Source organism: Microcoleus sp. AT9b-C3, assembly GCF_036705485.1.
Taxonomy (GTDB): domain Bacteria; phylum Cyanobacteriota; class Cyanobacteriia; order Cyanobacteriales; family Microcoleaceae; genus Microcoleus.
Map to the genome: position 1 here is coordinate 109,402 of NZ_JAUBUR010000004.1, position 22,849 is coordinate 132,250.

At 46.1% G+C, this 22,849-nt stretch carries 19 protein-coding genes; 7 read left to right on the top strand and 12 right to left on the bottom strand.

Annotated features, from left to right (window positions below; translation table 11 throughout):
• Positions 1–160: 160 nt before the first annotated feature.
• The gene (gene ureG / locus QUB77_RS05515) at positions 161–763 is read left to right on the top strand and encodes an urease accessory protein UreG (protein ID WP_333170637.1); all 603 of its coding nucleotides are present in this window, start codon (positions 161–163) and stop codon (positions 761–763) included.
• On the opposite strand, the gene QUB77_RS05520 is transcribed toward ureG, so the two are convergent.
• Both QUB77_RS05520 and murG read right to left on the bottom strand, forming a co-directional pair.
• Complete coding sequence (locus QUB77_RS05520) at positions 760–1,374, bottom strand: hypothetical protein (protein ID WP_333170635.1); 615 nt, start codon at positions 1,372–1,374, stop codon at positions 760–762. The genes ureG and QUB77_RS05520 overlap by 4 nt on opposite strands.
• Positions 1,375–1,450: 76 nt before the next feature.
• Complete coding sequence (gene murG / locus QUB77_RS05525; RefSeq protein ID WP_445251889.1) at positions 1,451–2,551, bottom strand: undecaprenyldiphospho-muramoylpentapeptide beta-N-acetylglucosaminyltransferase; 1,101 nt, start codon at positions 2,549–2,551, stop codon at positions 1,451–1,453.
• Between the two features lie 185 nt (positions 2,552–2,736).
• On the opposite strand from murG, the gene QUB77_RS05530 reads away from it, so the two are divergent.
• Together QUB77_RS05530 and QUB77_RS05535 are read left to right on the top strand one after the other, a co-directional pair.
• Positions 2,737–3,642 carry a nuclear transport factor 2 family protein gene (locus QUB77_RS05530; protein WP_333170634.1) on the top strand — a complete coding sequence of 302 codons (906 nt, stop codon included), beginning with the start codon at positions 2,737–2,739 and terminating at the stop codon, positions 3,640–3,642.
• A 309-nt stretch (positions 3,643–3,951) separates the two neighbouring features.
• The gene (locus tag QUB77_RS05535; RefSeq protein ID WP_333170633.1) at positions 3,952–4,740 is read left to right on the top strand and encodes an SDR family oxidoreductase; all 789 of its coding nucleotides are present in this window, start codon (positions 3,952–3,954) and stop codon (positions 4,738–4,740) included.
• Positions 4,741–5,828: 1,088 nt separating this feature from the next.
• Here the strand turns inward: QUB77_RS05535 and QUB77_RS05540 are convergent.
• Both QUB77_RS05540 and QUB77_RS05545 read right to left on the bottom strand, forming a co-directional pair.
• On the bottom strand, positions 5,829–6,050 hold the full coding sequence (locus QUB77_RS05540; RefSeq protein ID WP_333035640.1) for a hypothetical protein: 222 nt from the start codon (positions 6,048–6,050) through the stop codon (positions 5,829–5,831).
• Positions 6,047–7,816: a S8 family peptidase gene (locus QUB77_RS05545; RefSeq protein ID WP_333170852.1), complete on the bottom strand. Its 1,770-nt coding sequence runs from the start codon at positions 7,814–7,816 to the stop codon at positions 6,047–6,049. The genes QUB77_RS05540 and QUB77_RS05545 overlap by 4 nt, the downstream gene beginning before the upstream one ends.
• A 255-nt stretch (positions 7,817–8,071) precedes the next feature.
• Between QUB77_RS05545 and QUB77_RS05550 the strand changes: the two genes are divergently transcribed.
• The 3 genes from QUB77_RS05550 to QUB77_RS05560 all read left to right on the top strand — a co-directional run bounded on the left by QUB77_RS05550 (position 8,072) and on the right by QUB77_RS05560 (position 10,863).
• Positions 8,072–8,488, top strand: coding sequence for a hypothetical protein (locus QUB77_RS05550; protein WP_333170850.1), 417 nt, complete (start codon positions 8,072–8,074; stop codon positions 8,486–8,488).
• A 452-nt stretch (positions 8,489–8,940) separates the two neighbouring features.
• Positions 8,941–10,641 carry a pentapeptide repeat-containing protein gene (locus QUB77_RS05555; protein WP_333170629.1) on the top strand — a complete coding sequence of 567 codons (1,701 nt, stop codon included), beginning with the start codon at positions 8,941–8,943 and terminating at the stop codon, positions 10,639–10,641.
• A 30-nt stretch (positions 10,642–10,671) separates the two neighbouring features.
• Positions 10,672–10,863 (top strand): hypothetical protein, encoded by a 192-nt coding sequence (locus tag QUB77_RS05560; RefSeq protein ID WP_333170628.1) that lies wholly within the window; start codon positions 10,672–10,674, stop codon positions 10,861–10,863.
• Between the two features lie 15 nt (positions 10,864–10,878).
• Here QUB77_RS05560 and QUB77_RS05565 read toward each other — a convergent pair whose 3' ends face one another.
• From QUB77_RS05565 to QUB77_RS05595, 7 genes are all read right to left on the bottom strand, one after another.
• Positions 10,879–11,844, bottom strand: coding sequence for a hypothetical protein (locus QUB77_RS05565; RefSeq protein WP_333170626.1), 966 nt, complete (start codon positions 11,842–11,844; stop codon positions 10,879–10,881).
• On the bottom strand, positions 11,841–12,779 hold the full coding sequence (locus QUB77_RS05570) for a site-specific DNA-methyltransferase (RefSeq protein ID WP_333322844.1): 939 nt from the start codon (positions 12,777–12,779) through the stop codon (positions 11,841–11,843). Before QUB77_RS05570 ends, QUB77_RS05565 begins: the two co-directional genes overlap by 4 nt.
• Positions 12,780–12,923: 144 nt before the next feature.
• A complete protein-coding gene (locus tag QUB77_RS05575) occupies positions 12,924–15,017 on the bottom strand; it encodes a HEAT repeat domain-containing protein (RefSeq protein WP_333170622.1) in 2,094 nt (697 codons plus the stop codon).
• 216 nt (positions 15,018–15,233) lie between these two features.
• Positions 15,234–15,593: a nitrite reductase small subunit NirD gene (gene nirD / locus QUB77_RS05580; protein ID WP_333170621.1), complete on the bottom strand. Its 360-nt coding sequence runs from the start codon at positions 15,591–15,593 to the stop codon at positions 15,234–15,236.
• A gap of 221 nt (positions 15,594–15,814) precedes the next feature.
• On the bottom strand, positions 15,815–18,379 hold the full coding sequence (nirB, locus tag QUB77_RS05585) for a nitrite reductase large subunit NirB (RefSeq protein WP_333170620.1): 2,565 nt from the start codon (positions 18,377–18,379) through the stop codon (positions 15,815–15,817).
• Positions 18,380–18,680: 301 nt separating this feature from the next.
• A complete protein-coding gene (locus QUB77_RS05590; protein WP_333170618.1) occupies positions 18,681–19,469 on the bottom strand; it encodes an ABC-2 family transporter protein in 789 nt (262 codons plus the stop codon).
• A gap of 283 nt (positions 19,470–19,752) precedes the next feature.
• Complete coding sequence (locus QUB77_RS05595) at positions 19,753–20,733, bottom strand: ATP-binding cassette domain-containing protein (RefSeq protein ID WP_333170617.1); 981 nt, start codon at positions 20,731–20,733, stop codon at positions 19,753–19,755.
• 200 nt (positions 20,734–20,933) lie between these two features.
• Between QUB77_RS05595 and QUB77_RS05600 the strand changes: the two genes are divergently transcribed.
• Positions 20,934–21,743: a calcium-binding protein gene (locus QUB77_RS05600; protein WP_333170616.1), complete on the top strand. Its 810-nt coding sequence runs from the start codon at positions 20,934–20,936 to the stop codon at positions 21,741–21,743.
• A 60-nt stretch (positions 21,744–21,803) separates the two neighbouring features.
• On the opposite strand, the gene QUB77_RS05605 is transcribed toward QUB77_RS05600, so the two are convergent.
• Positions 21,804–22,811, bottom strand: a complete 1,008-nt coding sequence (locus QUB77_RS05605) for an NAD(P)-dependent alcohol dehydrogenase (RefSeq protein ID WP_333170615.1) — start codon at positions 22,809–22,811, stop codon at positions 21,804–21,806.
• Between the last annotated feature and the right edge of the window lie 38 nt (positions 22,812–22,849).

Here is a 22,849-nt window from a genome sequence, read left to right on the forward strand (position 1 = left end):
ATCAGACAATCCAAAATCTAATTAGTAAGGTGCGTCAGCACCCCAAAGCCTCGATAATCGTTCCATAACTCCGTCTGACGCACCCTACAACTACAACTCGGTTATTTCGCAGTTAAAAATCAGAAAATCTAAAATCTAAAATCTAAAATCTAAAATCGCTATGGGTGCTTTTCGTGTAGGAATTGCTGGGCCGGTTGGTTCGGGAAAAACTGCTTTACTGGATGCTTTGTGCAAGGCGCTGCGACAGCAATACCAGATTGCGGTTGTTACTAATGATATCTATACTCAGGAAGATGCACAGTTTTTGGTTCGGAGTCAAGCTTTGGAGAGCGATCGAATTTTGGGCGTAGAAACGGGAGGTTGTCCCCACACAGCCATCCGCGAAGATGCTTCCATTAACTTAGTAGCTATAGAAGAGTTAGAACACAAATTCACTGATTTAGATTTAGTGTTTGTAGAAAGCGGCGGCGATAACTTGGCGGCAACTTTTAGCCCGGAGTTAGTAGATTTAACAATTTACGTAATCGATGTCGCTGCCGGCGATAAGATTCCGCGCAAAGGCGGGCCAGGAATTACTAAATCTGATATGTTGGTAATTAATAAAACAGACCTCGCCCCTTTTGTGGGAGCAGATTTGGGCGTGATGGAACGGGACGCTAAAAAAATGCGAGGCGATAAACCTTTTGTTTTTACTAACTTGAAGACAAAGGAAGGATTAGAATCGGTAGTTAACTTTGTTAAGTTGAATATTGGTGATAATTAGGGATTAAGCGTGCGATCGTCCATTCCAAATGCTAAAATTCCCAAAATTTTACCCAAATTGGTAAGCAAAGTTTCCGTTGTCTCAACAAAAACCGCTTGTCCTTCGAGTTTTAAGAATTTCCACCTATCTCCTGTAGTGACAGCCCCATAAATTGTGGTAATCTCATTACCTTCGCGCTCGTTGAAGATTTTAGCTGCTAGCATTTCAGCTATGCACTGTCCCAATCCAGAATTAATGTTTTCCTTTTTAGCCTCTACAATAGCAATGACTGGGGCTTTTACAATCAACAATTCTGGCGATCGACTTATCAAAAAATCACAATTCCCATTCAGCCCTCTTTCAGCATCTACAGTAAAATCAATGCCAGAAAATAAGCTCACGCGATGGTGCAAAAGTTTTCTCACTTCCATTAAAATGGGCGCGATAATCAGTTCCGAACGCGATTTTTCTGTATTGCTACCGAGAGCTACAGGCAGATTTTCTTGCAAAGTTTCTGTCAGTAATCTGCTGTACTCTAACTCTGGTGCAGGAGTGAAGATTTCGACTATTTCAGAATAAGCTAAGTCAAAGGTTTTCAAAACTCTATCTAAATTAAAGTCACTGTATGCCATTTGACTTTCTCCTGGTTACCAATTCTCGTTAAGCGAAGCTATCCCGAAGGGAATCGCCTATTTACTTTAACACTCCCTACCGCACCACCAATTCCCTGACCAAATTAGCCAAACGTTCTGTACTGTCTGTCACCGCTAATTCAGAAGCAGCTTTAGACATTTTTGCCAAATAGTCGGAATCTCTTAACAAATACAACACTTTGCTTTGCAACACATTTGCTGTCAGTTCGCTTTGACGGAATACCACGGCGGCGCCGGATGCGGCAAATACTTCCGCATTAAATCTTTGGTGGTCGTCAGCGGCGTGAGGAAAAGGAATTAAAATAGAAGGTACTCCCGTCACTGCTAATTCTGTCAGAGCACTCGCGCCCGATCGACTAATTGCTAAATTCGCTCGCTGCAACAAACTCGCCACATTTTCGTAAAATGGCATTGACAAATATTGCTCGTGTTTCAAACTTTCAGCATCCGGGTCATTATTTCCGGTGAGGTGAACCACCCAAGCACCGGCATCAAACCAAGCCGGTGCGCACTCGCGCACTAACTTATTGACTGCGACAGCACCTTGAGAGCCGCCCATAACTAAAATTACAGGTACACTGTCAGGAATTGGCAAATTTAGAGGTTGGCGAGTCAGGAATTGCGATCGCACCGGTGTACCAGCAACCACGGTTTTCGCGCGGGGTAAATGCTGGGCTGCTGCTTCAAATCCGATCGCCACAGCAGTGCACAAAGGACTAAACCAGCGCGTCACCTTCCCCGGAATTGCATTAGATTCGTGGAGAATTACCGGCAAACCCAAAGAACGGGCCGCTAGAATTGCCGGTGCTGCGATGTAACCGCCGGTAGTAAAGACTCCCTGAAAATTTCCCGCTTTGAGCAACTTCCGCACCTGAAGGACCGAGCCGGCGAGTCCGCCCAAAATTCGCAATGTACCGAGCCCAAATCCCTGCTGAAAGCCTTCAACGGCGATCGTGTGGAGGGGGTAAAGGGATGAAACTAACTGGGTTTCCATGCGGTCTGGGACTCCTAGCCATTCGATCTGACAGTCGTTCAACTGCCCAGCGGTGGCGATCGCGGGAAATAAATGTCCACCAGTGCCGCTAGCTGCAACCAACAACCGGAGGGGAGCTTTTGTCAAGGTATTTGTTTCTTTTTTTACAAGTACAAGTTCCACAGGTCGATCAATTTTATATTTGAGGTTTTAGATTATTATGCTTATTATTCCGGCAGTTTCAGCCAATTTTGAATCAGCCATCTAAAATTAGATTGTGCCGTGTCCCTGCTTCCGTTGTCAGTTTTCGTTGCAGGCGAACAGTTGCCCAAGCTACGACCCCTGACAAATAACCAAATTATCATCTAATGCGTAATTTTTTGAATTTAGTGCCAAGTGCATCTCAGTATTTTTCCAGCCGTCGGGACAAAAAAACCGATCGTGCGATCGTTTTTGGCTCTAACGGCAGGCAGTCGATCGCTCAAATGTTGTTATGTTTAACAGTGGTAAGTGCTGGTGTGCTGCATCAAGGTGCGGCAAGAGCGATCGGTGCGATCGCGGCGACTCCCCGAACGATCGCCCAAACCCCTGCAAATGCGCCTGCCCCACTCACAAAAGTGCTAACAGAAATTGACGCAGCGGCCAACCGGCGCGATGTCAAAGCAGTCATGGCATTTTACAGCCCGAATTTCACTCATTCTGACGGCTTAAACAGCCAAAGCATGGCAAAAGCCCTCACCCAACTCTGGGATCGATATCCGAGTTTAAATTACCGCACCGAGATCAAATCTTGGAAAACCGAAGGTAGCGCGATTCTCGCAGAAACCATAACTACAATTGCCGGCACTCAAAAAAAGGATGGCAGAGAATTAAATCTCAAAGCTACAATCCGTTCCCAGCAGCGCTTTGAAGGTGAAAAAATAGTTAGTCAAGAGATTTTAGCAGAACAAACTCAGCTTAGTTCTGGCCAAAATCCTCCCACAATTCAAGTTAATTTTCCGGATCAAGTTAAGGTGGGCGAAGAGTACCATTTTGATGCCATTGTGCGAGAGCCGCTCGGCGATGATATTTTAATAGGGACTGTTTTGGAGGAACCCATTACCGAAAAAACCTTGTTTAATCCCTCAGAAGTCGAGCTGGAGTTGCTAAATTCCGGGGGAATTTTTAAAGTAGGTAAAGCTCCGGCTACGCCAGAAAATCGGTGGGTTTCAGCAGTTTTGATGCGACAAGGCGGAATTGCAACAGTTAGTGTGCGATTGCGGGTTGTCAAATAATAAAATAGGTGTTATGGGTTATACCATTTTAGATTTTAGATTTTAGATTTTAGATTTTAGATGGGGAATAACTTATGAATTAAATTTTGGGAGCGCTGGTCTACAGTTGCATTTTTTAGGGGATGGTATTATCTGGGTAATTTTAGTAGTGGCGAGTTCAAGAAAATCTTGAAGAGAAAAAACAGAAGTCCCTAAACTCGTCACTAAAATAATTATGTTGAATGGACAGTATGAAATATCCAAACCCTTATCTCATTAGTCCTTCCCAATTCCCAAATCTAAAATCTAAAATCTAAAATCTAAAATCGTATGATTTCTCTCCAAAACCAAATTGTTTTCATTACAGGTGCGAGTAGCGGTATCGGAGCAGCCTGTGCCAAGATATTCGCCAAAGGAGGAGCCAAACTAATTTTAGCAGCCCGCCGTCTTGAAAAGCTCGATCGACTGGCAAACGAACTTGTAGAAACAAAATCCATCGCGTCGAGGAACGAGATTTATTTGCTAGAATTGGACGTGCGCGATCGCCCGCAAGTCGAATCGGCCATAACTGCGCTTCCCGATGCCTGGAAAAGCATCGATATTCTGATTAACAATGCGGGATTGAGCCGTGGTTTAGACAAACTGCACGAAGGCAACTTCCAAGATTGGGAAGAAATGATTGATACCAATGTTAAAGGCTTGCTTTACATGACTCGCGCGATCGTGCCGGGAATGGTAAACCGAGGCCGCGGTCACGTAGTGAATATCGGCTCCATAGCAGGCCGCCAAGCTTATCCGAAAGGTAATGTTTATTGCGCTTCCAAAGCAGCAGTGAGAGCTATTTCCGAAGGGTTGAAACAAGACCTTTTGGGAACACCCGTGCGGGTGACGGAAATAGAACCTGGTTTGGTGGAAACAGAATTTAGCAATGTCCGGTTTCACGGCGATGCAGAAAAAGCCAAAAATGTCTATCAAGGATTGACACCGCTGACTGCTGACGATGTAGCCGATGTCGTGTATTTTTGCGCGACGCGATCGCCCCACGTCAATATTAGCGAAGTTTTGCTAGTTCCGACAGACCAAGCTAGTGCAACTCTGGTTCACCGAAAAGAGTTGTGAGTTTTTAGTGAGAAGTGTCCGGATTGCGCTCGAATTCTCAGGAAGCTTAATTGGTAGATGCACCCTGATTAATTAACTCCCGACCAATTTTGGCCGGGTTTTTTTTGGCGATCGCACCCTTAGCCACACATTCTCCAAAATTCTGCCAAAGTGTCCTGAAAGAGGTGCTTTGAGGCGGGAGATTAAATTAGTAGATGCACCCTGATTAATTAACTCCCGACCAATTTTGGTTTGGGGTTTTTTTTGCGATCGCACGCTGAGCAAAAAATTCTCCCAAATTCTGCCAAAGTGTCCTGAAAGAGGTGCTGTGAGACGGGAGACTAAATTAGTAGATGCACCCTGATTAAATAACTCCCGACCAATTTTGGTTTGGGGTTTTTTTTTGCGGTATCCAGGGTGATGCTGAATAAAGTTTGAGGTTGTCCGGATTGGGTTTCCAATTCTCAGGAAGCTTAATTGGTAGATGCACCCTGATTAAATAACTCCCGACCAATTTTGGTTTGGGGTTTTTTTTTGCGGTATCCAGGGTGATGCTGAATAAAGTTTGAGGTTGTCCGGATTGCGCTGGAATTCTCAGGAAGCTTAATTGGTAGATGCACCCTGATTAATTAACTCCCGACCAATTTTGGCCGGGTTTTTTTTGCCTATCGCACCCTAAAGCTCGAATTTTCGTAAATTTTCGCAAACTGTCCGGAACAGGTATACCTCGAACCGGAGACTAAATTAGTAGATGCACCCTGATTAATTAACTCCCGACCAATTTTGGCCGGGTTTTTTTTTTGCCGATCGCACGCCCTCGCCGCCCATGTTCGCAAAGTCTACCAAAGTGTCCTGACAGAGGTGGTGTAAAGCCGGAGAATAAATTAGTAGATGCACCCTGATTAATTAACTCCCAACCAATTTTGGTTTGGGGTTTTTTTTTGCCGATCGCACGCCCTCGCCGCCCATGTTCGCAAATTCTGCCAAAGTGTCCTGAAAGAGGTGTTTTGAGGCGGGAGATTAAATTAGTAGATGCACCCTGATTAATAAACCCCAGCCAATTTTGGCCGGGGTTTTTTTTAGCTCAAAAGCTGCATTAACCAATTAGGCTAAATCGCCTCAAAAGACTGCACCTCAAGCACCGGGCCGATCATAGCAAAAGTCATCACATCCTTGCGGACTTCACCTTTAACACTGACTTTCAAACCAGCTTTTTTCAAGTCAGAAGGAGCATCCTTAAGTTCGTAAGTTTCCCCATCTTCGCCAACCAAAGCCCAAGTACCGGGACCCAATCCTTTGCGTTCAATTACACCTTTGACAGTAATACTCATGCCGATCGCACCTCTGTTTTAATTGCTAAACGCGCCAGTCCGAAACACAGTAAAGCATTGACAATCAAGAATGTTTGTGATACCAAACCTGTGCCCAATCCCCAGACTGCGGGAGACACAAAAGCATTCACCGCTAAACTGCTGGCAAAACCGATCGAAATTGCGATCGCGATCCACTTCCACTGTTGATGTCCTAACAGCAAAGCAATCAAAATCCCAGGAATCAAAACGCTAGCAAAAAAGGGATTCAGCATACTGCTGCCATTAATTGCACCGCCGAGTTCGGGAATAGAACTGCCCATCACCCGCATCGGCCACTGCGGCAAGTCAAATACAAACAAGTTCCGCAGGAAAAAGAACCCTGAACTACCAGCAATCAAACCGCCGGAAAAGCCCCAAGTCCAGGCGAAGGGGAAATAATTCCGCATCAAGAAAGCCAGCAGGTAAGAACCGAGCACCATTGCAATTTTAGGCAACAGGGCGACTGCACCGCCGTCAATCCAAAAGCGGGGGCTGAGATAGCCGTTATCGCGCAGCCAGCGGAAGAAATCGCGGAAGTTGATTTGTCCGCGCTGGGCTAGCTGAACTGCTGCGGCTGCGTCTAGGTGTCCTGAACCAAAATGGTTTAACGGATCTTCAGTGACAGTTCGCGAGGACTGCAAGAGTACGCTGCGAATTTCGTCTGGTTCTGTGATGCCGGAGGCCTTGACAAGGGCTGCAACGGCGGCAACGTGGGGAGAAGCCATGCTAGTGCCTTGGTAGCCTTCAAATACTTCGGCGCCTGTTTCCGGGTCGATCGTACTTTGCAGGATCTTGCCCATTTCAGAACCGCCGGGGGCTGCAATATCAACCCCTGCGCCGAAATTCGAGTAAGAGGCTTTTTCGTCGTCGGGGCCGAGGGCGGAAACGCCGATGACGTGGGGATAGCGGGCGGGATAGGAAGCGGAACTATCGCCGGAGTTGCCGGCGGCTGCGATGATGACAACGCCTTTAGAGTGGGCGTAGTCGATCGCCTCTTCCATTAACTGACTTTCGCCACCGCCACCGAGACTCATGTTAATCACGTCGGCGCCGTTGTCAGCAGCAAATTTAATCGCTTCGGCGATGTCAGAAACCGTGCCACCACCGCTGCCGCCTAAGACTTTTAGCGGCATTAAAGCTGCTTCGTAGGCGATGCCTGCGACGCCATAATTGTTGTTAGTTGATTGGGCGACAGTACCTGCGACGTGAGTACCGTGGCCGTTGTCGTCGTAGGCCTCGGCGCGATCGTTTACAAAGTCGTAGCCCGGTACAAATTTGGTTTCTTTTAAGTCAGCGACTGGAGTAATGCCCGTGTCAATTATCGCTACTGTTGTGCCGCTGCCTTTGGTTTCGTTCCAGGCAGATTCTACGTTGATGCTGCGGAGATTCCACTGCTTGGTATACATGGGGTCGTTGGGAATCTCGAAAGCGCTGTAGACAAAGTTCGGTTCAATGTATTCGGTATCTTTAGCCAAATTTGATTTTCTCAGGGCGTTTAGCAAAGTGCGATCGCCCTTAACTACATATACATTGTCGGCCGCTGAGAATTCGCTGTTGAGTTGCGGTGCGACTTGGTACTGTTGGGCGATCGCATTTACTTCTTTCGCAATCTCAGCAGCACCCAAATCTTCGCGGAAATCCAGCACAATCGAGTCGTAAGTGCCTTGAGTAGCAAGTCCTGGGAAATTAGAAATCGCCCAGCCGAGCCCGATTAAAAATAAGCACAGAAGGAAAAACTTTTTCATTGCCGATCGTCCGTTTAGGGAAGGCGTGTTCACCACAATAACCCAATTTTCACCGCCAGCGCCAGTTTTCCTTGCTGCGACTGGTGGATATTTCCCACGCGAGCGTTGGGTAGTTTTCGGCAGTGGCTGTTGCTAGAACTAAAATTGCTCTAATTTATAGTTTAAATTGCAGAGCAAGTTTTAGGAGTTCAATTAATTGTATCATTATAGAAGATGACAAACAGAACAAGCGAGTATTTTCAACAAGGGTATCGCATGGAAAGAGGTTTAATGTGGCTGCCGCTGCTGGCAATTTTTATTTCTCTGGCTTGGGCTGGATGGAACGAGTATCAAAAGCTAGAAGCGTATCGCGTCTGGGCAGAGCAATTTGCTAAAGCCAAGTACGATATTTATGCTGTACTCGGTCAAAAAGAAGACTGTTTAACTTGGGGAAAACCTACTCGCAGCGGGCCGGTGAATTTGCAAACTTTTTCTTTAAAAGACGTTGAGTCGCTGCGGTTGTTAGTCAACTCTCAGGCAGTTGATTTAGAGTCACCTCCAAATTCGGGAAGTCCAATCGCCATCGAATTTTTGTTGAAAGATGCTGCTGCGGTGCAGGTTCCTTTTACAGAAATTCCTCTAGCGACTAAATGGGGAAAACACTTGCAGCAAGAATTGCAGCGCTTTAGGTAAAAACACTCTCCGGCTGGGCAGCGTATCAGATATGAACTCGGCTACTTGAAGTTACAAAAGTCTGTAAAACTGGTAGTAGAAATAGAACTTAGGCAACAAATCCTTTGAACTGCAATCTATAGGGGTAAAGTACCCACGGATCACCCGGAGGACATGAGTTATTGCAGTAAGTAATAGGAGTAGTGTTCCCGTGCTTAGCCCGCTCGTGTTCCGTGCGTACCTTACAGTTCAAGTTATTGACCGTAAGCATCCAGGATACAAGCCCCCGGATTCATTCCTTCGCCGACTCAGGACCCAGAAATAAAAAACCTGTATCCGATGAAACTTGCCCCCCGAATTTATCTGTGGGGTCAATGCTTTAATCTAAAATCTAAAATCTAAAATCTAAAATCTAAAATCGATTGACCCGCGCGTCCTAAAACAGCTAAATTGCCAGCCCCCCAATCTGCGTAATGCAAACACAAGAATTTTTACAGCGCTATCAACAAGGAGAGCGCAACTTTGGTCACATTGACCTCAGCGGCGCTAGTTTAAGCGGTGTTAACCTGCGAGAAATAGACCTCACTGGTGCTAACTTGACCGGTGCTAATTTGAGCTGGTCTTTTTTGAGCAATGCCAAGTTGATAGGGGCTTGTTTGCGCCGCGCGGATCTCCGCAGTGCGGGGCTGGCTGGGGCGAATCTGAGCGGGGCCAATTTGAGTGGGGCAAATCTTGCTAAAGCGGATTTGCGCCTTGCTTGTTTGGCAGCAGCAGAAATCAATTGGGCCGCGTTTCCCGAAGCGGATTTGGGCGGTGCTAATCTTCAAGGAGTTAAATCTGACCAGATTAATTTTGCTGGGGCTAAACTCGACGGCGCAAAGTTGATGGCGGCGGAATTGATGGAGGCGAATTTCAACCGCGCCAGTCTTGTTGGTGCTAATTTAACGGGTGCTAATTTGCGGGAAGCGCATTTGGTGGAAGCGAATTTGCGATCGGCAATTTTAATCGGTGTAAATTTGATTGAATCTGACTTGAATGGCGCTCAAATGCGATCGGCAAATCTGACGGGCACTGACTTGCACCGAGCTGTGCTGGCGGGGGCGGATTTGACTGAGGCGGTGCTGGATAACGCTGATTTGAGTCGAGCTAATCTGGCGGGTTCTTATTTATTGAAAGCGAGTTTTAAGAAGGCGCTTTTGCTGCGAGCAAACCTGCAAGGAGTGTATTTGCTGCGGGCGGATTTGAGCGAAGCTAATTTACGCAGTGCTGATTTGCGGAAAGCAGATTTGAGTGGCGCTTATTTGATGGATGCGATGTTGGGTGAGGCGGATTTAAGAGAAGCTTGTTTGATTGAGTGCCGTTTGATTCGGACGAATTTGGAGGGGGCGCAGCTTACGGGTTGCTGCATTCAAAATTGGCAAGTTCAAGATGTCGATCTGTCAAGAGTTGACTGCAGCTATGTTTTTACTGAGTTTGATTATACTGCGAAAGTTGCGGCAACTCGCTTTCCGGTAGATCGCGATTTTGAGTCGGGGGAATTGGGGCGGCAGCATCAAGAGGACAGTTCTATTGTGAAGGTGTTTTTTGATGAATCTCCTAATTGGGAGGCTTTGGTTTTTACGCTGCGTCGCGTGGAGTTGGAAAGCCACGAACTCAAATTTAACGTTCAATTTTTTGACTCTGCGGGAGAACAAAATTTACTGCGGCTGAGCGCGAACCGTTTGGTGAACGGCAAGATTTTGGGCGATCGCATTTTGGAGCTTTATCCAGATATGTTGGAAAAGGTTTTAGCCAAGGACGCTGAAATTTTGAGTTTGCTCGACTTGGCTGTTCCTAGTAACAATGCGGAGCCGAGCCAAAAGGAAGTATTGCTCAGAAGACAGGAAATCTACCAGCGAATGGTGCGCCAAATTTCGTTTATTTTGATGTCTCAGACGCCGGATAAATTCTCCGAAAGCGTGCAGCGGCTGTTGGATTATTTGAAGCAGCAAGGTATCCCGACAGAGCAGATTCAAAAGAAAGTCATCAGTCAGGCGATCGTGCAGCGGGCGAAGCAAGATCGGGGTTTTCGGGAACAGTTACTCGCGTGGGAGAAAACGGCGTCCGATAGCGTTCGTTTTTCAATGATGGGGGAAGCGGTGCGGTATGCGATCGCCCTTTTGATCGATTATTAACCGTTAATTGTTAACACTTGAAGCCGGAGAGTGGCTAATACCCGCACTTGCTCTTGTGCGTCGGAAACTACAAGCATCGTGCAGCGGGCCAAGCAAGACCCGGTGTTTCAGGAACAGTTGCTCAGGTGGGAGAAAACGGCTTCGGATCGCGATCGTTGTTCGGTAATGGGGGAAGCGGTGCGGTTTGGAATGCCCTTTTGTGGGAATGAAAGCGTTTTTTAGCCTGCGCTTGCTTAACTATTCTTCGCTTTCCTCGTTTTCGTCTTCTTCTATTTCTACCTCTTCTAGGGACTGTCCATCTCTACTGAGTAAATTCCAAAGATCGTCATAGAAAAAATGATCGATAGTTTGAATGTGCTGTGAGAGCAATGGATCTGTAATCATATTTGGTCTAATATCGCAATAATACACACCATCCAATGGATTTAGCTTAATAGTGTAAGCTTTGAAATGCCCCGTCAAAAAGGTGGCATTAATGCCATAGCGATGCTGTTGCTTCGTTTTCTTTCTTTGCACATCGTTGAGAAAAATCGCAATATGAGGTACATCGGTATTGGTCAATTTCTTGTACAAAAACTTATCTACAAAAATTTTGTCAATACGATCTTTACTTGAGGTTTTTACCGAACCAATTATTTTGAGTTTATCTTCTTTGCTGATCAACAAGTCGTGTTGATAACTGCTATGAAACAAAATTTCATCGTTGTCGTCTTTAACGGGAACTTGTGCTGTTCCAGCGACACAATCTATATTGAGAGCGGAAATTATGAGACATATTAAACGCTCAAAAAGATCCCCATTTACTTTACGAGCTTGATTAGATCTTCCTGAAGGTAGCGCATCCAGAGCAGCGCCTATGGATTGCTGCATCGTGTAGATGGTACAAATTAAAACTTGCCTCAATCCATCATCAGGTAACTCTCTATCACGCAACTGTTCAAGAGCTTGTAAAAACTGAACATAATTAGTTTCAAATACAGATTTATCATACATCAAAGATGTATTAATTGGGCGCGTAATATTGTAATAGCCCTCACTCTGATACTGATAAAACTGGTAGTGATTCTCGTTCTGCGAAACAATTCTAGCTTGCAAACCCGTTTCAATAAATTTTAGATAGCTCTTACAAAAATTTATATAATCCTGAATATTTTGAAAGCGTTTTTTGTCCGTTGCATGATTGACTATATCTGTTAAGCTCATCGTATAGATTCCCGTCTTTCTGCATTTTTCCGATCTAGAGATATCCATTCTTCTTTTGTCATACGACGAACATTTTCTATACGCTTGACTGCCCAATCGTTGTATTCCATATTAAGATCGCATCCCATCCAATAACGATTTAGTTGTTCTGCAACAACGAGAGTTGTTCCTGAACCTGAAAATGGATCGAGAACCACATCCCCTTCATTAGAAGACGCAAGAACAAATTTCCTTAATAACTCTTCTGGTTTTTGAGTCGGGTGAGGTGTTGTTTCACCCATACCGTTACAAGTAGTAGGAATCTCTATTACATCTTTAGGCTTTGCACCTTTTGGATTTGGTGTCCAGTTATGGTTTTTCTTTGTTGCTCCTTGCCCATAAGCACTTGTTTTCGCTTGCGGATGTGAAGGATATTTTAAAGTATGTGCGCCATAGGGAATCCGTACATCATCAATATTTAGTTTGACGCAATCAGATTTACGAAAGTGAAGAATGCTTTCATGCGAACGCCCCCAATCGCTACCTAAATTCGCTTTATTTTTATAGTGCCAGATTAACCAGCGGCAACTCTTAAAATACTTTGATGCTGGATGTTTTAGATCGGCTAAAATTTCCGAAAATCCACAAATATATAGAGACCCTGTTGATTTTAGAATCCGCGAAGCTTCGCTAACCCATTGAAGTGACCATTGAATGTAGTGCTCTTGATTTTCAAAGCGATCCCAATCGGCTTTATTAATGTTATAAGGTGGATCGGCAAAAATTAAATTAACACTCTCAGGCTCAAGAGATTTAAGCCAATCGATAGAATTACCTTGATAAAGTTGCCCATGAGGATGTGAATATTGCACTTGAAAACCTTGTGTTAAAGGTTTTAACTCTTGCTCCCTAATTTGTTGTGTATCACCTACAACGTCTAAGGAGGCTTCCATCATGTTCAAAGCTTTATTAGAACTGACCACCCTCGTTTATTCCTCGCTACCTGTGCAAACGACTAGGGATAGATTATAGTACACAGGGATTAGACCTCACTAATTTTTTGAGACCTAGGACTCAGAGATGGATGGTATCGTTTCCACTTACCAGTCTTGGGTGCGTAGCCGGCGACCCGCTAAGGCGCGGATTTGCTCGTCGCCGTCGGAAACTGCAAGCGATCGCAACAAAGGCACAACTCCCGGATTTTCGGGATAATGTTCGATAATCGCTTCGAGCGCTGTAAATCGGGGATTGTAAGGAAAAGAACCGTTTTGATTGTCAACATCGCTCAAAGCTCGATCGCGCAAAAACTCAAACATTCCCGGCTCGTCTTTCCATCCCCGCATTAACTCTACCAGGGCGATCGCCCGCACCTGCGAATCTTCATCTTTTTGAGCTCTAATTTTCAGCCACTCGAAAGTTTGAGACTGATTTGTCCACCCTCGCGCTAACTGTTGCAAAGCGATTTGCCTGACAGCCGGACTCTCATCGCCCTCTGCTTTAGCCTCCAGCAGCATCCAAGTTTCAGGATTGTCCGGCCAGTTGTCAGCGAGTTCAAGCACCGCCGCTTGCCGCACCAGCGCTTCCCCAGAATCGAGCTCAATTTTGAGCCAAGGCAAGGTTTCCGGGTCGTCGGGCCACCCCCGCACGATCGCCCGCACCAGCACGCTCAGCAGGTGAGAATCTTGCTCTGACTCGACCAGGCTTTTGAGGAAAGGCAGCGTCTCGCCCCGGTGAGACCAGCGTTTTGCGATCTCTTCCACGGCAGTTTCTCGGACGTTCAGGTGTCTGTCTGACTCGGCGAGATTTTGCAACCAAGTAAAGACTTCGAGACGGGGTGACGGCAGTGTGGCGACAGCTTCCACTACTACTTGTCGCACAGTCCAGTAATCTTCGGAATCAGCTATTTTTTGCAGCAGGGGCAGGGTTTCTGGGTGGTCGGGCCAACCTGCTGCTATCTGTTTTAGGGCTATTTCGCGCAGGTCGGCGTCGCGATCGCCCAATGCTATATTTTTCAAAAAAGTCAGAGTTTCGGGGTTCCCGGGCCAGCCAGTGGCAATTGCTTGCACTGCTGAGCGCCGGACGCTCGAACTCGCGTCGGACTCGGCTTTAGTTTTCAGCAGCGGGTAAATGTCTGGTTCATCGGGCCAGTGCGAAGCCAATTCTTCTAAGGCTGCTGTCCGCACTTCTTTGCTGCTGTCGGATTCGGCTAGGGTTTTCAGCAGCAGGCAAACGTCGGCTGCAGCAGGCCAGCCCGCTGCCAACTCCCGCACCGCTACTGTTCGCAGGATAGAACTTCCTGTCTGGGCAAGGTTTTTGAGCAGGGAGGCCGTGCCTAAAAGGCTGTGCCAACCTCTGGCTATTTCTTGCCACGCTGCGACTCGCACTCCCAAGTTTTCGTCGGATTCGGCGGCGGTTCTCAGCACCAGCAAGGTATCTGTGCGATCGGGCCAATTAGAGGCTAACTGTTCGAGTGCTGTGGTGCGGACTGCGGGACTTTGATCGAACTGAGCCAGGGCAGCTAGCAGCGGCAAGGTATCGTTCGTGTCGGGCCAACCACAAGCCATTTCTCGGACACAGGTCGATCGCACTGCCCAGCTTCGATCGGATTTGACGAGGTTTTTGAGCATCAGGTAAATTTCTGGCTGGTCTGGCCAACCACGGGCTATTGCTTCGACTGCTGTGGCTCGGACTTCGCCACAGTCACTGGAATGAGCGAGTATTTTCAGCCAAGGCAGGGTTTGCGGGTCGTTTTTCCAAGTTTGGGCGATCGCGGCGATCGATCGATTGCGAATTTGATAAGTTTCCTGCAATTCTTGAGCGCTTTGATAAAGAATCAGGAAACCCGTGCCGTATTGCGATAACTTTTTTAAAGCGTTTAACACTTTTTTGGCGGTTTTTTTATTAACATCGTTTTCAACTTTTAACAGGCATTGCGCTGCTAAAAATAAATTAATAAATTTTTCTTGTTGACCGTTTTGATCTGTGAGATATTCTATAATTTTGCTCGCTGTTTCTTTGTCGAGCTTGGCTGCAATTTCTCTGAGGACTTCGTGGAAAGATTCGTCCCGCCAGTGCTGGCCGAAAACTTGTATGTTGAGCTCGCCCCAAGTCAGTTGACCGATTTTGAGTTGGGCATGGATTAACTCTGCTACAGTCTGGGGATTATTTTCGGAAACAAGTTTTTTTAACAACATACCGATACCCTGCCCCTGAAGTTTGTTTGCATTGACAATCCTCGCATCAGCTCCGATATTAGTTGAGATTTTTTGAGCGAGCCTGAAGTATGGAACCAATCGACTCTATCTTATACGAAAAATACTGAGTCGGGAGGGCCCCAATGCAAAATCCGCCACAACCCAGAGAAATGTTAGGTGTTGGCGGATGGCGATCGAACAATTAAGCCACTGAATCTAGCTAACAGCTACTTGGACGCGATCGGCTGCAACCCGAACCGCAAAAGTCGGAATCTTTACCGTTTCATCATCCAGACATTGCCCGGTAGTCAGACTAAAGTTTTGTTTGTAAATGGGAGAAGCAACTTTGAGAGTGCCGTTGCGATCGCCCACAATTCCCCGCGACAAAACAAAAGCTTTGCTAAACGGGTCGTAATTACTAAGCGCATAAACTTCATCCCCGTTTCCCACTCGGAAAATCGCCACTTGTTCGCCTGCTACTAAAGCGCAAACTCCAGTATAAGGGGCGATCGCATCGAGAGAACACACATCTACCCAAGTTGTTACTGTATCGGAAACTTGTAATGATTGAACCATCTTCTTTTCCTGTTATTTACTTCAATCTCGTTCCCAGTCTGTGGCTGGGAACGTAGGTTTCGAGGCTCTGCCTCGCCTCGCCGAAGGAGGCAGAGCCTCCCGGAATTCATTCCCAGGCAGAGCCGGGGAACGAGATTCTTGCTCCCTCCCCTTAGCAAGGGGAGGGCTGGAGAGGGGTTATCTTGCTCCCTCCCCTTAGCAAGGGGAGGGCTGGGGAGGGGTTATTCGGAAACTCCAACCAGAGCCTTTTCCTGTTCGTTAGCCGGTCGCGTTTGTCCCCGTTCCGCAACACGAACAATACTCGGATCGGGCAAATCGGAATTCACAAAATGCTGGAACCGCTGCACCTTTTGTGGGTCTTCAATGGTCGTTTTCCACTCACATTGATAAGTGTTCACTAAATGTTGCATCTGCGCTTCTAATTCAGCACAAATGCCCAGAGAATCCTCAATTATTACCTGTTTTAAGTATTCAATCCCGCCCTCAAGCTTGTTCAACCAAGTTGCAGTACGTTCCAATCTGTCGGCGGTGCGGATGTAGAAAACCAAGAATCGATCGATATACTTAATCAGCGTTTCCTTATCGATATCCGTCGCCAGCAAAACCGCGTGCTGCGGCTTAATTCCCCCGTTGCCGCACACGTACAAATTCCAACCATTCTCAGTAGCAATTATCCCAAAATCCTTGCTTTGAGCTTCCGCGCATTCGCGAGTGCAACCAGAGACAGCAGATTTGAGCTTGTGGGGCGATCGCAAACCGCGATACCGCAATTCAACTTCGATCGCCAAACTCGTAGAATCCTGCACGCCAAAGCGGCACCAAGTGCTGCCAACACAAGATTTTACAGTACGCAGAGCCTTACCGTAAGCGTGTCCCGACTCAAATCCCGCATCAATCAACCGACGCCAAATATGCGGCAATTGATCCACGCGAGCTCCAAACAAATCAATCCGTTGCCCACCAGTAATCTTAGTATAAAGCCCAAAATCCCTGGCAACTTCACCCAAAACAATCAACTTATCGGGAGTGATTTCTCCCCCCGGTATTCGCGGCACCACCGAATAAGTACCGTCGCGCTGAATGTTTGCCAAAAAGTAATCGTTTGTATCTTGCAAAGCGACGTGAGGCTTCTCTAAAATATGGTCATTCCAAGTAGAAGCCAGCATCGAACCAACAGCAGGCTTGCAAATTTCGCAACCCTTACCTTTGCCGTGTCTTTCAATCAACTCCTCAAAGGTTTTAATCTCTTGAGAACGCAATAAATGGTACAATTCTTGACGAGAATATTCAAAATGTTCGCAGAGATTATTTTTGACTGCAAACCCAGCTTTCTTCATCTCCGCCTTGAAGATATCCGTCACCAAAGGCACGCACCCGCCGCAGCCAGTCCCAGCTTGAGTGCATTTCTTGACGCTGGCAACATCGGTTAAATTGCGATCGCGAATCGCTGCACAAATCTGCCCCTTGGTAACATTATTGCAAGAACAAATTTGAGCCGAATCAGGCAAACTGTCTACTCCAAAACCCGCCGGTACTCCCCCTTCTCGCGGTGGCATTAACAAATCTTCGGGATGCGGGGGCAGAGCAATTTCATTTTGCATGAATTGCAGCAACGTGCCGTAAGCCGAAGCATCTCCCACGAGAATTCCGCCTAAAATTAGACTGCCGTCTTGATTTAAAACTAATTTTTTGTAAATGCCTTGGAAGGTGTCAGTGACAACAATTTCTTTAGCATCGGCAGATTTGGGAAAAGGATCTCCAAAACTAGCGACATCCACCCCCAATAATTTCAGTTTAGTGGACATATCCGCACCTGTAAAAGTGCTTGTGGAACGGGCATCTTGCCCGTCATCCGCTACACGGCTCAAAATATCTGCTGCTACGCTTGCCATTGTATACCCAGGCGCAACTAAGCCGTAGATGCGATTTTGATACAGCGCGCATTCTCCGATCGCATAAATGTCAGGATCGGAAGTTTGGCAACTATCATTTATGATTATGCCACCGCGTTCTCCTACTTCTATACCGCAAGTTCTGGCAATTTCGTCGCGGGGGCGAATGCCAGCAGAAAACACTATCATATCTGTTGCCAATTCCGAACCGTCAGCAAACAGCATTTTAGTAACTTTGCCGTCTTCGCTGACTATTTCTGTGGTAGATTTGCTGGTATGAACCGAAACCCCCAACTCTTCTATTTTGCTGCGGAGAATTGCACCGCCCATCTCGTCAACTTGCACGGGCATCAGCCGCGATGCAAACTCAACAACGTGAGTTTTTAGACCCATATTTTGCAGAGCATTAGCACACTCTAGACCTAACAAACCGCCGCCAATTACTACACCTGTTTTGCAATTTTTAGCGTAATCTGACATCGCTTCCAGGTCGTCAATTGTCCGGTAAACAAAAGTTCCTGTAGCATCTTTGCCTTTAATTGATGGCACAAATGGATAGGAACCCGTCGCGAGAACAATTTTGTCGTAGGGAACTTCTAAACCGTTGGCTGAAGAGACTATTTTGTGTTCCCGGTTAATGGCGACTGCTTTGTCGCCGATGTGAATTTGGATGCCGTTTTCTTGATAAAATCCCGGTGCAACTAAAGATAAATCTCCCGCTGTTTTGCCAGAGAAAAATCCGCTGAGGTTTACGCGATCGTAAGCAACGCGCGGTTCTTCACAAAAAGTAATTAAATTCCAGTGTTTGGCAGCATCCGAGCTGACCATTAACTCTAGGAACTTGTGACCTACCATGCCATTGCCGATTACAATGAGGTTTTTTTTGGCTGTCATTAGAATCTCTTTTATCCCGTTTATCAGTCGTTGGGTTTATTAATATAAGACTTTATTGTAAACTTTTGTACTTATATATACAAAAAATGGATGTTTATGCAATTGTCGAATACTCCCGATTGCATTTTTGCATGATGTGTGCGATCGACTTAACTAGGTGCGTCAGTTCATTTTAGATTTTAGATTTTAAATTTTAGATTTTCTTTACAGTTAAGAATGGTGCGTCAGCTAAGTTTTTTTGACAAAACGATTAATATTTTACTCTGACGCACCTTACAAATTTCTAATTTTTAATTATTATTTAAGCTCCCATCCCCGAATACTGCTTCAAACCCTGCCGCCAAAGCCAGCGGTTCCACACAAAAAACACCGCAGCCCAACCCAACATTACCAACAAACCGCGGCCTACATCTACGGGCAATCCTATCAAGATTGAAGCGGGAAAATGAATCAAATAAGGAAAAGGCGTCCACAAAACTACTTCACGCACGGGTGCGGGAAACACTTCTAGCGGCGCGATAAGTCCCGATAAAAACAGGTAAATTAGAAACCAGAATTGCTCGATCGCACTTGCCCTTTCCAGCCAAAAAGCAAACAGCGCAAAGGTATACTGTATCAAGAACCGCAAGCAAAAAGCCAAGACGACAACCAACAAAAATAGCAAAAACCTGCCCAAACTCGGCAGCCAAAAAGACTGCGGGTAAAGTGCAAAAAACAGCAGCACTAATCCGAATACAAAGGGCAACCTTGCAAACCTTTCGGAAATGTGAGATACGAAATGGTGCCATACGGGATCGAGAGGCTGCAACAATCTATTAGATAGCCTGCCTTGCACTACTTCCTTTTCAAACTCCCAAATCACCCAAACTACATTTGTTTGCCTGACAATGAAAGCGGCTAAAAAATAACGGGCAAAGTCGATCGAAGTCAGCCCAAATTGACGATTTTCGGCCGCCTGCATCCACACACCCATCAAGATAAACGGCAAAGCTCCCGACAGCGCCCACAAAAACAATTCTGCCCGGTATTCGAGCATATAAGCGTAGTAGGTAACTAGCAAAGTTTTAGCAATTTTGATTGATTTTGTCATATCACTTTTAGATTTAATTTTTCAGTGTTAGCAACGGGCAATATGCCCGTTCTACAAAACATTGAAGCTTTAGTGGAACAAATATCTTGCCTTTTCAATTTTTCAGTGTTAGCAACGGGCAATATGCCCGTTCCACAAAACATTGAAGCTTTAGTGGAACAGATATCTTGCCTTTTCAATTTTTCGGTGTTAGCAACGGGCAAGATGCCCGTTCCACAAAACATTGAAGCTTTAGTGGAACAGATATCTTGCCTGTTATGGAGAATGAACTCATCCAAAAACATTACACTTTTCCCGTGCGGAAAACGCGACCGATTACCTCTTCAATTGGCGGATCGGTAACAGTCAAATCTATCACTTCTAAGTCCGCCAAAATCTTCGCGACGCTCACCGTCAGCTCTTCCCTTTTCACTAAAAAACGTACCGATTGTCCCTCAATAGATTCTACCTCCCCGTAAGCAAAAGCACTATCTTTTGCCAGCGGCTTAGCTAATTTTACCTGAACTTCCCGATAAGGTGCAAACCTGTCGAGCAATCCGTCTAAACTGCCATCATAAACTAATTGTCCTTCATGGATTAACAAAACGCGCTTGCACAAAGCAGTAATGTCAGCCATGTAATGGCTCGTCAACAGCACCGTTGCTTGATAGCGCTCGTTATATTCTCGAAGAAATTGCCTGACGCTAAACTGTGCGTTTATATCCAAACCTAAAGTCGGTTCATCTAAAAATAATACTTCCGGCTGGTGCAGCAGCGCCGCCATCAATTCAGCTTTCATGCGTTCGCCTAAAGAAAGCTTTCGCACTGCCTGATTTAACTTGCCTTCTAGTGACAGCATCTCTGTCAATTCTCCGACTCGCCGCCGATAATCTGTATCGGGAATGCCGTAGACAGCGGCATTGATTCGCAGAGAGTCAAGCACAGGTAAATCCCAAATTAACTGCTGTTTTTGCCCCATCACTAAGGTAATTCTTTGCAGAAAATCTGCTTCCCGACGGAAAGGAGTACGATCGCACACTCTCACAGTACCAGCAGACGGATAAATCAAACCAGTCAGCATTTTTAGCGTAGTAGTTTTGCCCGCACCGTTAGCACCGAGAAACCCCACTACTTCCCCAGGTTCAATACTGAAAGAAACGCCCTCAACTGCTTTGACATTGCGGTAAGTGCGACTAAAAAAGTGCCGCACTGTTCCTTTAAGCCCCGGTTCTTTAATCGCTACCGGATAAACTTTGCTCAAGTCTTCAACTAAGATAATTGGCATCGGCTCAAATTTTAACTTTTATTTTAATCTAGGGTATTTCCATCAGGCTTGTGCCAAGATGGAGCGATCGAGCTTTCTAGTAGGGTGCGCCAGCGATTGCTCGATCGCTCCATAAACATAGTAACTGTGTTCTGGCGCACCCTAATAAGCTGTAGAATATTGCAAAATATCCATAATCACATCGCACAAAGTTTACAATTATGGTACTCACCCCAGATAATTCAGACATCCCTCGTTTGGTAGGAGACAATTCTCCTGAAAATATTACACTTGCACCAGGACAACTTGCTAGTTTTCCTGGGGGACTTTGGATGGTGGGCGGCAATGATACTGTCAGGGGATCGTCAGATGCAGAACGGATTTTCGGTAACGATGGTAAAGACAGTCTGTTAGGTGGTGTCGGCAGTGATTCTATTTACGGTGGCAAAGATGATGACGATGTTTTGGGAGAAATTGGCGAGGATTTCTTGACAGGAGATAGAAATAGCGATTTCCTTGATGGGGGTGCGGGAAATGATTTGCTGCGCGGAGGACAAGGTGTTGATTTGTTAGTTGGCGATGAGGGTAATGATACTTTAATTGGCGACAGAGAGGTGGATATTTACCAAGGTGGTGCAGGTAGCGATGTATTTGTTTTGAGAATCGATCAAGCGGGAGTCCGAGTAGTTGGCATTGAAGTTCCTGACGCGGTAATTGTGGATTTTGATAAGTCTAGCGATTCGATTGGAATTAGTGTGGCATTTACTAGCAGCAATATCTCCTTGGAAGAGGTAAGTTATAGCTTGAACGATCCGAGACTGCTGCTGATCGATCCTGCAAGTATAGCCGGTGGAACTAGCTTATTAGCCAAGGGCGGAATCTCGCAGCGAAGTCTCGATCCCGATGGCAACGGCCGTGTGGAAGCTACTAATATTAGATTTGGTTTTACTAATGCTTTGTTGGGTACTGTGTTGAACGTGACCCCAGCCGATTTAAACGGTCGTTTTATTAATGCTAGTTCTTTGCTTTAAGTCGTGGCTTATATATCTCTAGTAGGGTGCGCACTGCGCACCTTACGCATTAGGCATTATCTAACTCACCGTCAAAACGGCGCGATAGCGCACTTGATTGTCGCGGACTTTCTGCATTGCTTCATTCGCTTGTGCGATCGCAAAAACTTCGACAATCGGCTCAATCCCAAACTTATCTGCAATTGACAGCATTTCATTAATCATAGCGCGACCGCCGATCGGCGAAGCCATAATTCGGCGCCGCTTTGTCAGCAACGAAAACAAGGGAATGCTCAACGGTGCGTCGGGAACCCCCACAAAAGCAAGAGCACCGTCAGAATCGAGCAAATCAATGTACGGAACCCAATCTAAAGCAGCAGGAACAGTGCTCAATAAAATATCTAATTTGCTGCTGGGGGCTTGAGGAATTTCGCCTTTTCCTACTACAATAGCTTCGTCCGCCCCCATTTTCTGTGCAAATTCTGCCTTATCTTGGGAAGTAGTAAAAACTGTAACACGGTTGCCTAATTTTTTCGCAAATTGCACCGCCATGTGCCCCAATCCGCCGATGCCGAGAATGCCAATTTCTTGCCCCGAACTCATCCCCGCATTCCGCAAACCGGCGTAAACCGTAATTCCGCCGCACAACAGCGGCCCCGCTACGTTGGAATCGAGGCCTTTGGGAATAGGAAAAGCAAAGCGGGAATCTACCATCAAATAATCGGCAAAACCGCCCGGCCCTGTAACAATTAATCCCTGGTTTTCATCGCAGAGATTTTCGTTACCGCGCAAGCAGTCGCGGCACTGCAAACAAGACGACCTTTGCCAGCCGACACCAACACGATCGCCCACTTTTAAATGAGTCACTTGCGGCCCTATTTCTGCCACTTCTCCGATAACTTCGTGACCCGGAACGAGGGGATATTTTGATTGACCCCAATCGTTGTCAATCATGTGCAAGTCAGAGTGACAAATGCCGCAGGCTAAAACTTTGATAATACATTCATGTACTTTGGGAGGTTCGACATCGAATTTGTATTCTTCAAGCAATCCGCCTGTTTTTGTAACTGCCAGTGCTTTGATTTGCATGGTGTATTTCCTGGTTTGTTTGCTATTATAGTGTTCGG

What these genes read in the sequence shown, in the direction of transcription:
- QUB77_RS05530 (WP_333170634.1), top strand. Translation starts at nt 2,737, where the DNA reads ATGCGTAATTTTTTGAATTTAGTGCCAAGTGCATCTCAGTATTTTTCC.
- QUB77_RS05550 (WP_333170850.1), top strand. Translation starts at nt 8,072, where the DNA reads ATGGAAAGAGGTTTAATGTGGCTGCCGCTGCTGGCAATTTTTATTTCT.
- QUB77_RS05540 (WP_333035640.1), bottom strand. Translation starts at nt 6,050, where the DNA reads ATGAGTATTACTGTCAAAGGTGTAATTGAACGCAAAGGATTGGGTCCC.
- nirD (WP_333170621.1), bottom strand. Translation starts at nt 15,593, where the DNA reads ATGGTTCAATCATTACAAGTTTCCGATACAGTAACAACTTGGGTAGAT.
- QUB77_RS05605 (WP_333170615.1), bottom strand. Translation starts at nt 22,811, where the DNA reads ATGCAAATCAAAGCACTGGCAGTTACAAAAACAGGCGGATTGCTTGAA.
- QUB77_RS05520 (WP_333170635.1), bottom strand. Translation starts at nt 1,374, where the DNA reads ATGGCATACAGTGACTTTAATTTAGATAGAGTTTTGAAAACCTTTGAC.
- QUB77_RS05555 (WP_333170629.1), top strand. Translation starts at nt 8,941, where the DNA reads ATGCAAACACAAGAATTTTTACAGCGCTATCAACAAGGAGAGCGCAAC.
- QUB77_RS05595 (WP_333170617.1), bottom strand. Translation starts at nt 20,733, where the DNA reads ATGCCAATTATCTTAGTTGAAGACTTGAGCAAAGTTTATCCGGTAGCG.
- QUB77_RS05600 (WP_333170616.1), top strand. Translation starts at nt 20,934, where the DNA reads ATGGTACTCACCCCAGATAATTCAGACATCCCTCGTTTGGTAGGAGAC.
- QUB77_RS05570 (WP_333322844.1), bottom strand. Translation starts at nt 12,779, where the DNA reads ATGATGGAAGCCTCCTTAGACGTTGTAGGTGATACACAACAAATTAGG.
- nirB (WP_333170620.1), bottom strand. Translation starts at nt 18,379, where the DNA reads ATGACAGCCAAAAAAAACCTCATTGTAATCGGCAATGGCATGGTAGGT.
- ureG (WP_333170637.1), top strand. Translation starts at nt 161, where the DNA reads ATGGGTGCTTTTCGTGTAGGAATTGCTGGGCCGGTTGGTTCGGGAAAA.
- QUB77_RS05545 (WP_333170852.1), bottom strand. Translation starts at nt 7,816, where the DNA reads ATGAAAAAGTTTTTCCTTCTGTGCTTATTTTTAATCGGGCTCGGCTGG.
- QUB77_RS05535 (WP_333170633.1), top strand. Translation starts at nt 3,952, where the DNA reads ATGATTTCTCTCCAAAACCAAATTGTTTTCATTACAGGTGCGAGTAGC.
- QUB77_RS05565 (WP_333170626.1), bottom strand. Translation starts at nt 11,844, where the DNA reads ATGAGCTTAACAGATATAGTCAATCATGCAACGGACAAAAAACGCTTT.
- QUB77_RS05590 (WP_333170618.1), bottom strand. Translation starts at nt 19,469, where the DNA reads ATGACAAAATCAATCAAAATTGCTAAAACTTTGCTAGTTACCTACTAC.
- QUB77_RS05575 (WP_333170622.1), bottom strand. Translation starts at nt 15,017, where the DNA reads ATGTTGTTAAAAAAACTTGTTTCCGAAAATAATCCCCAGACTGTAGCA.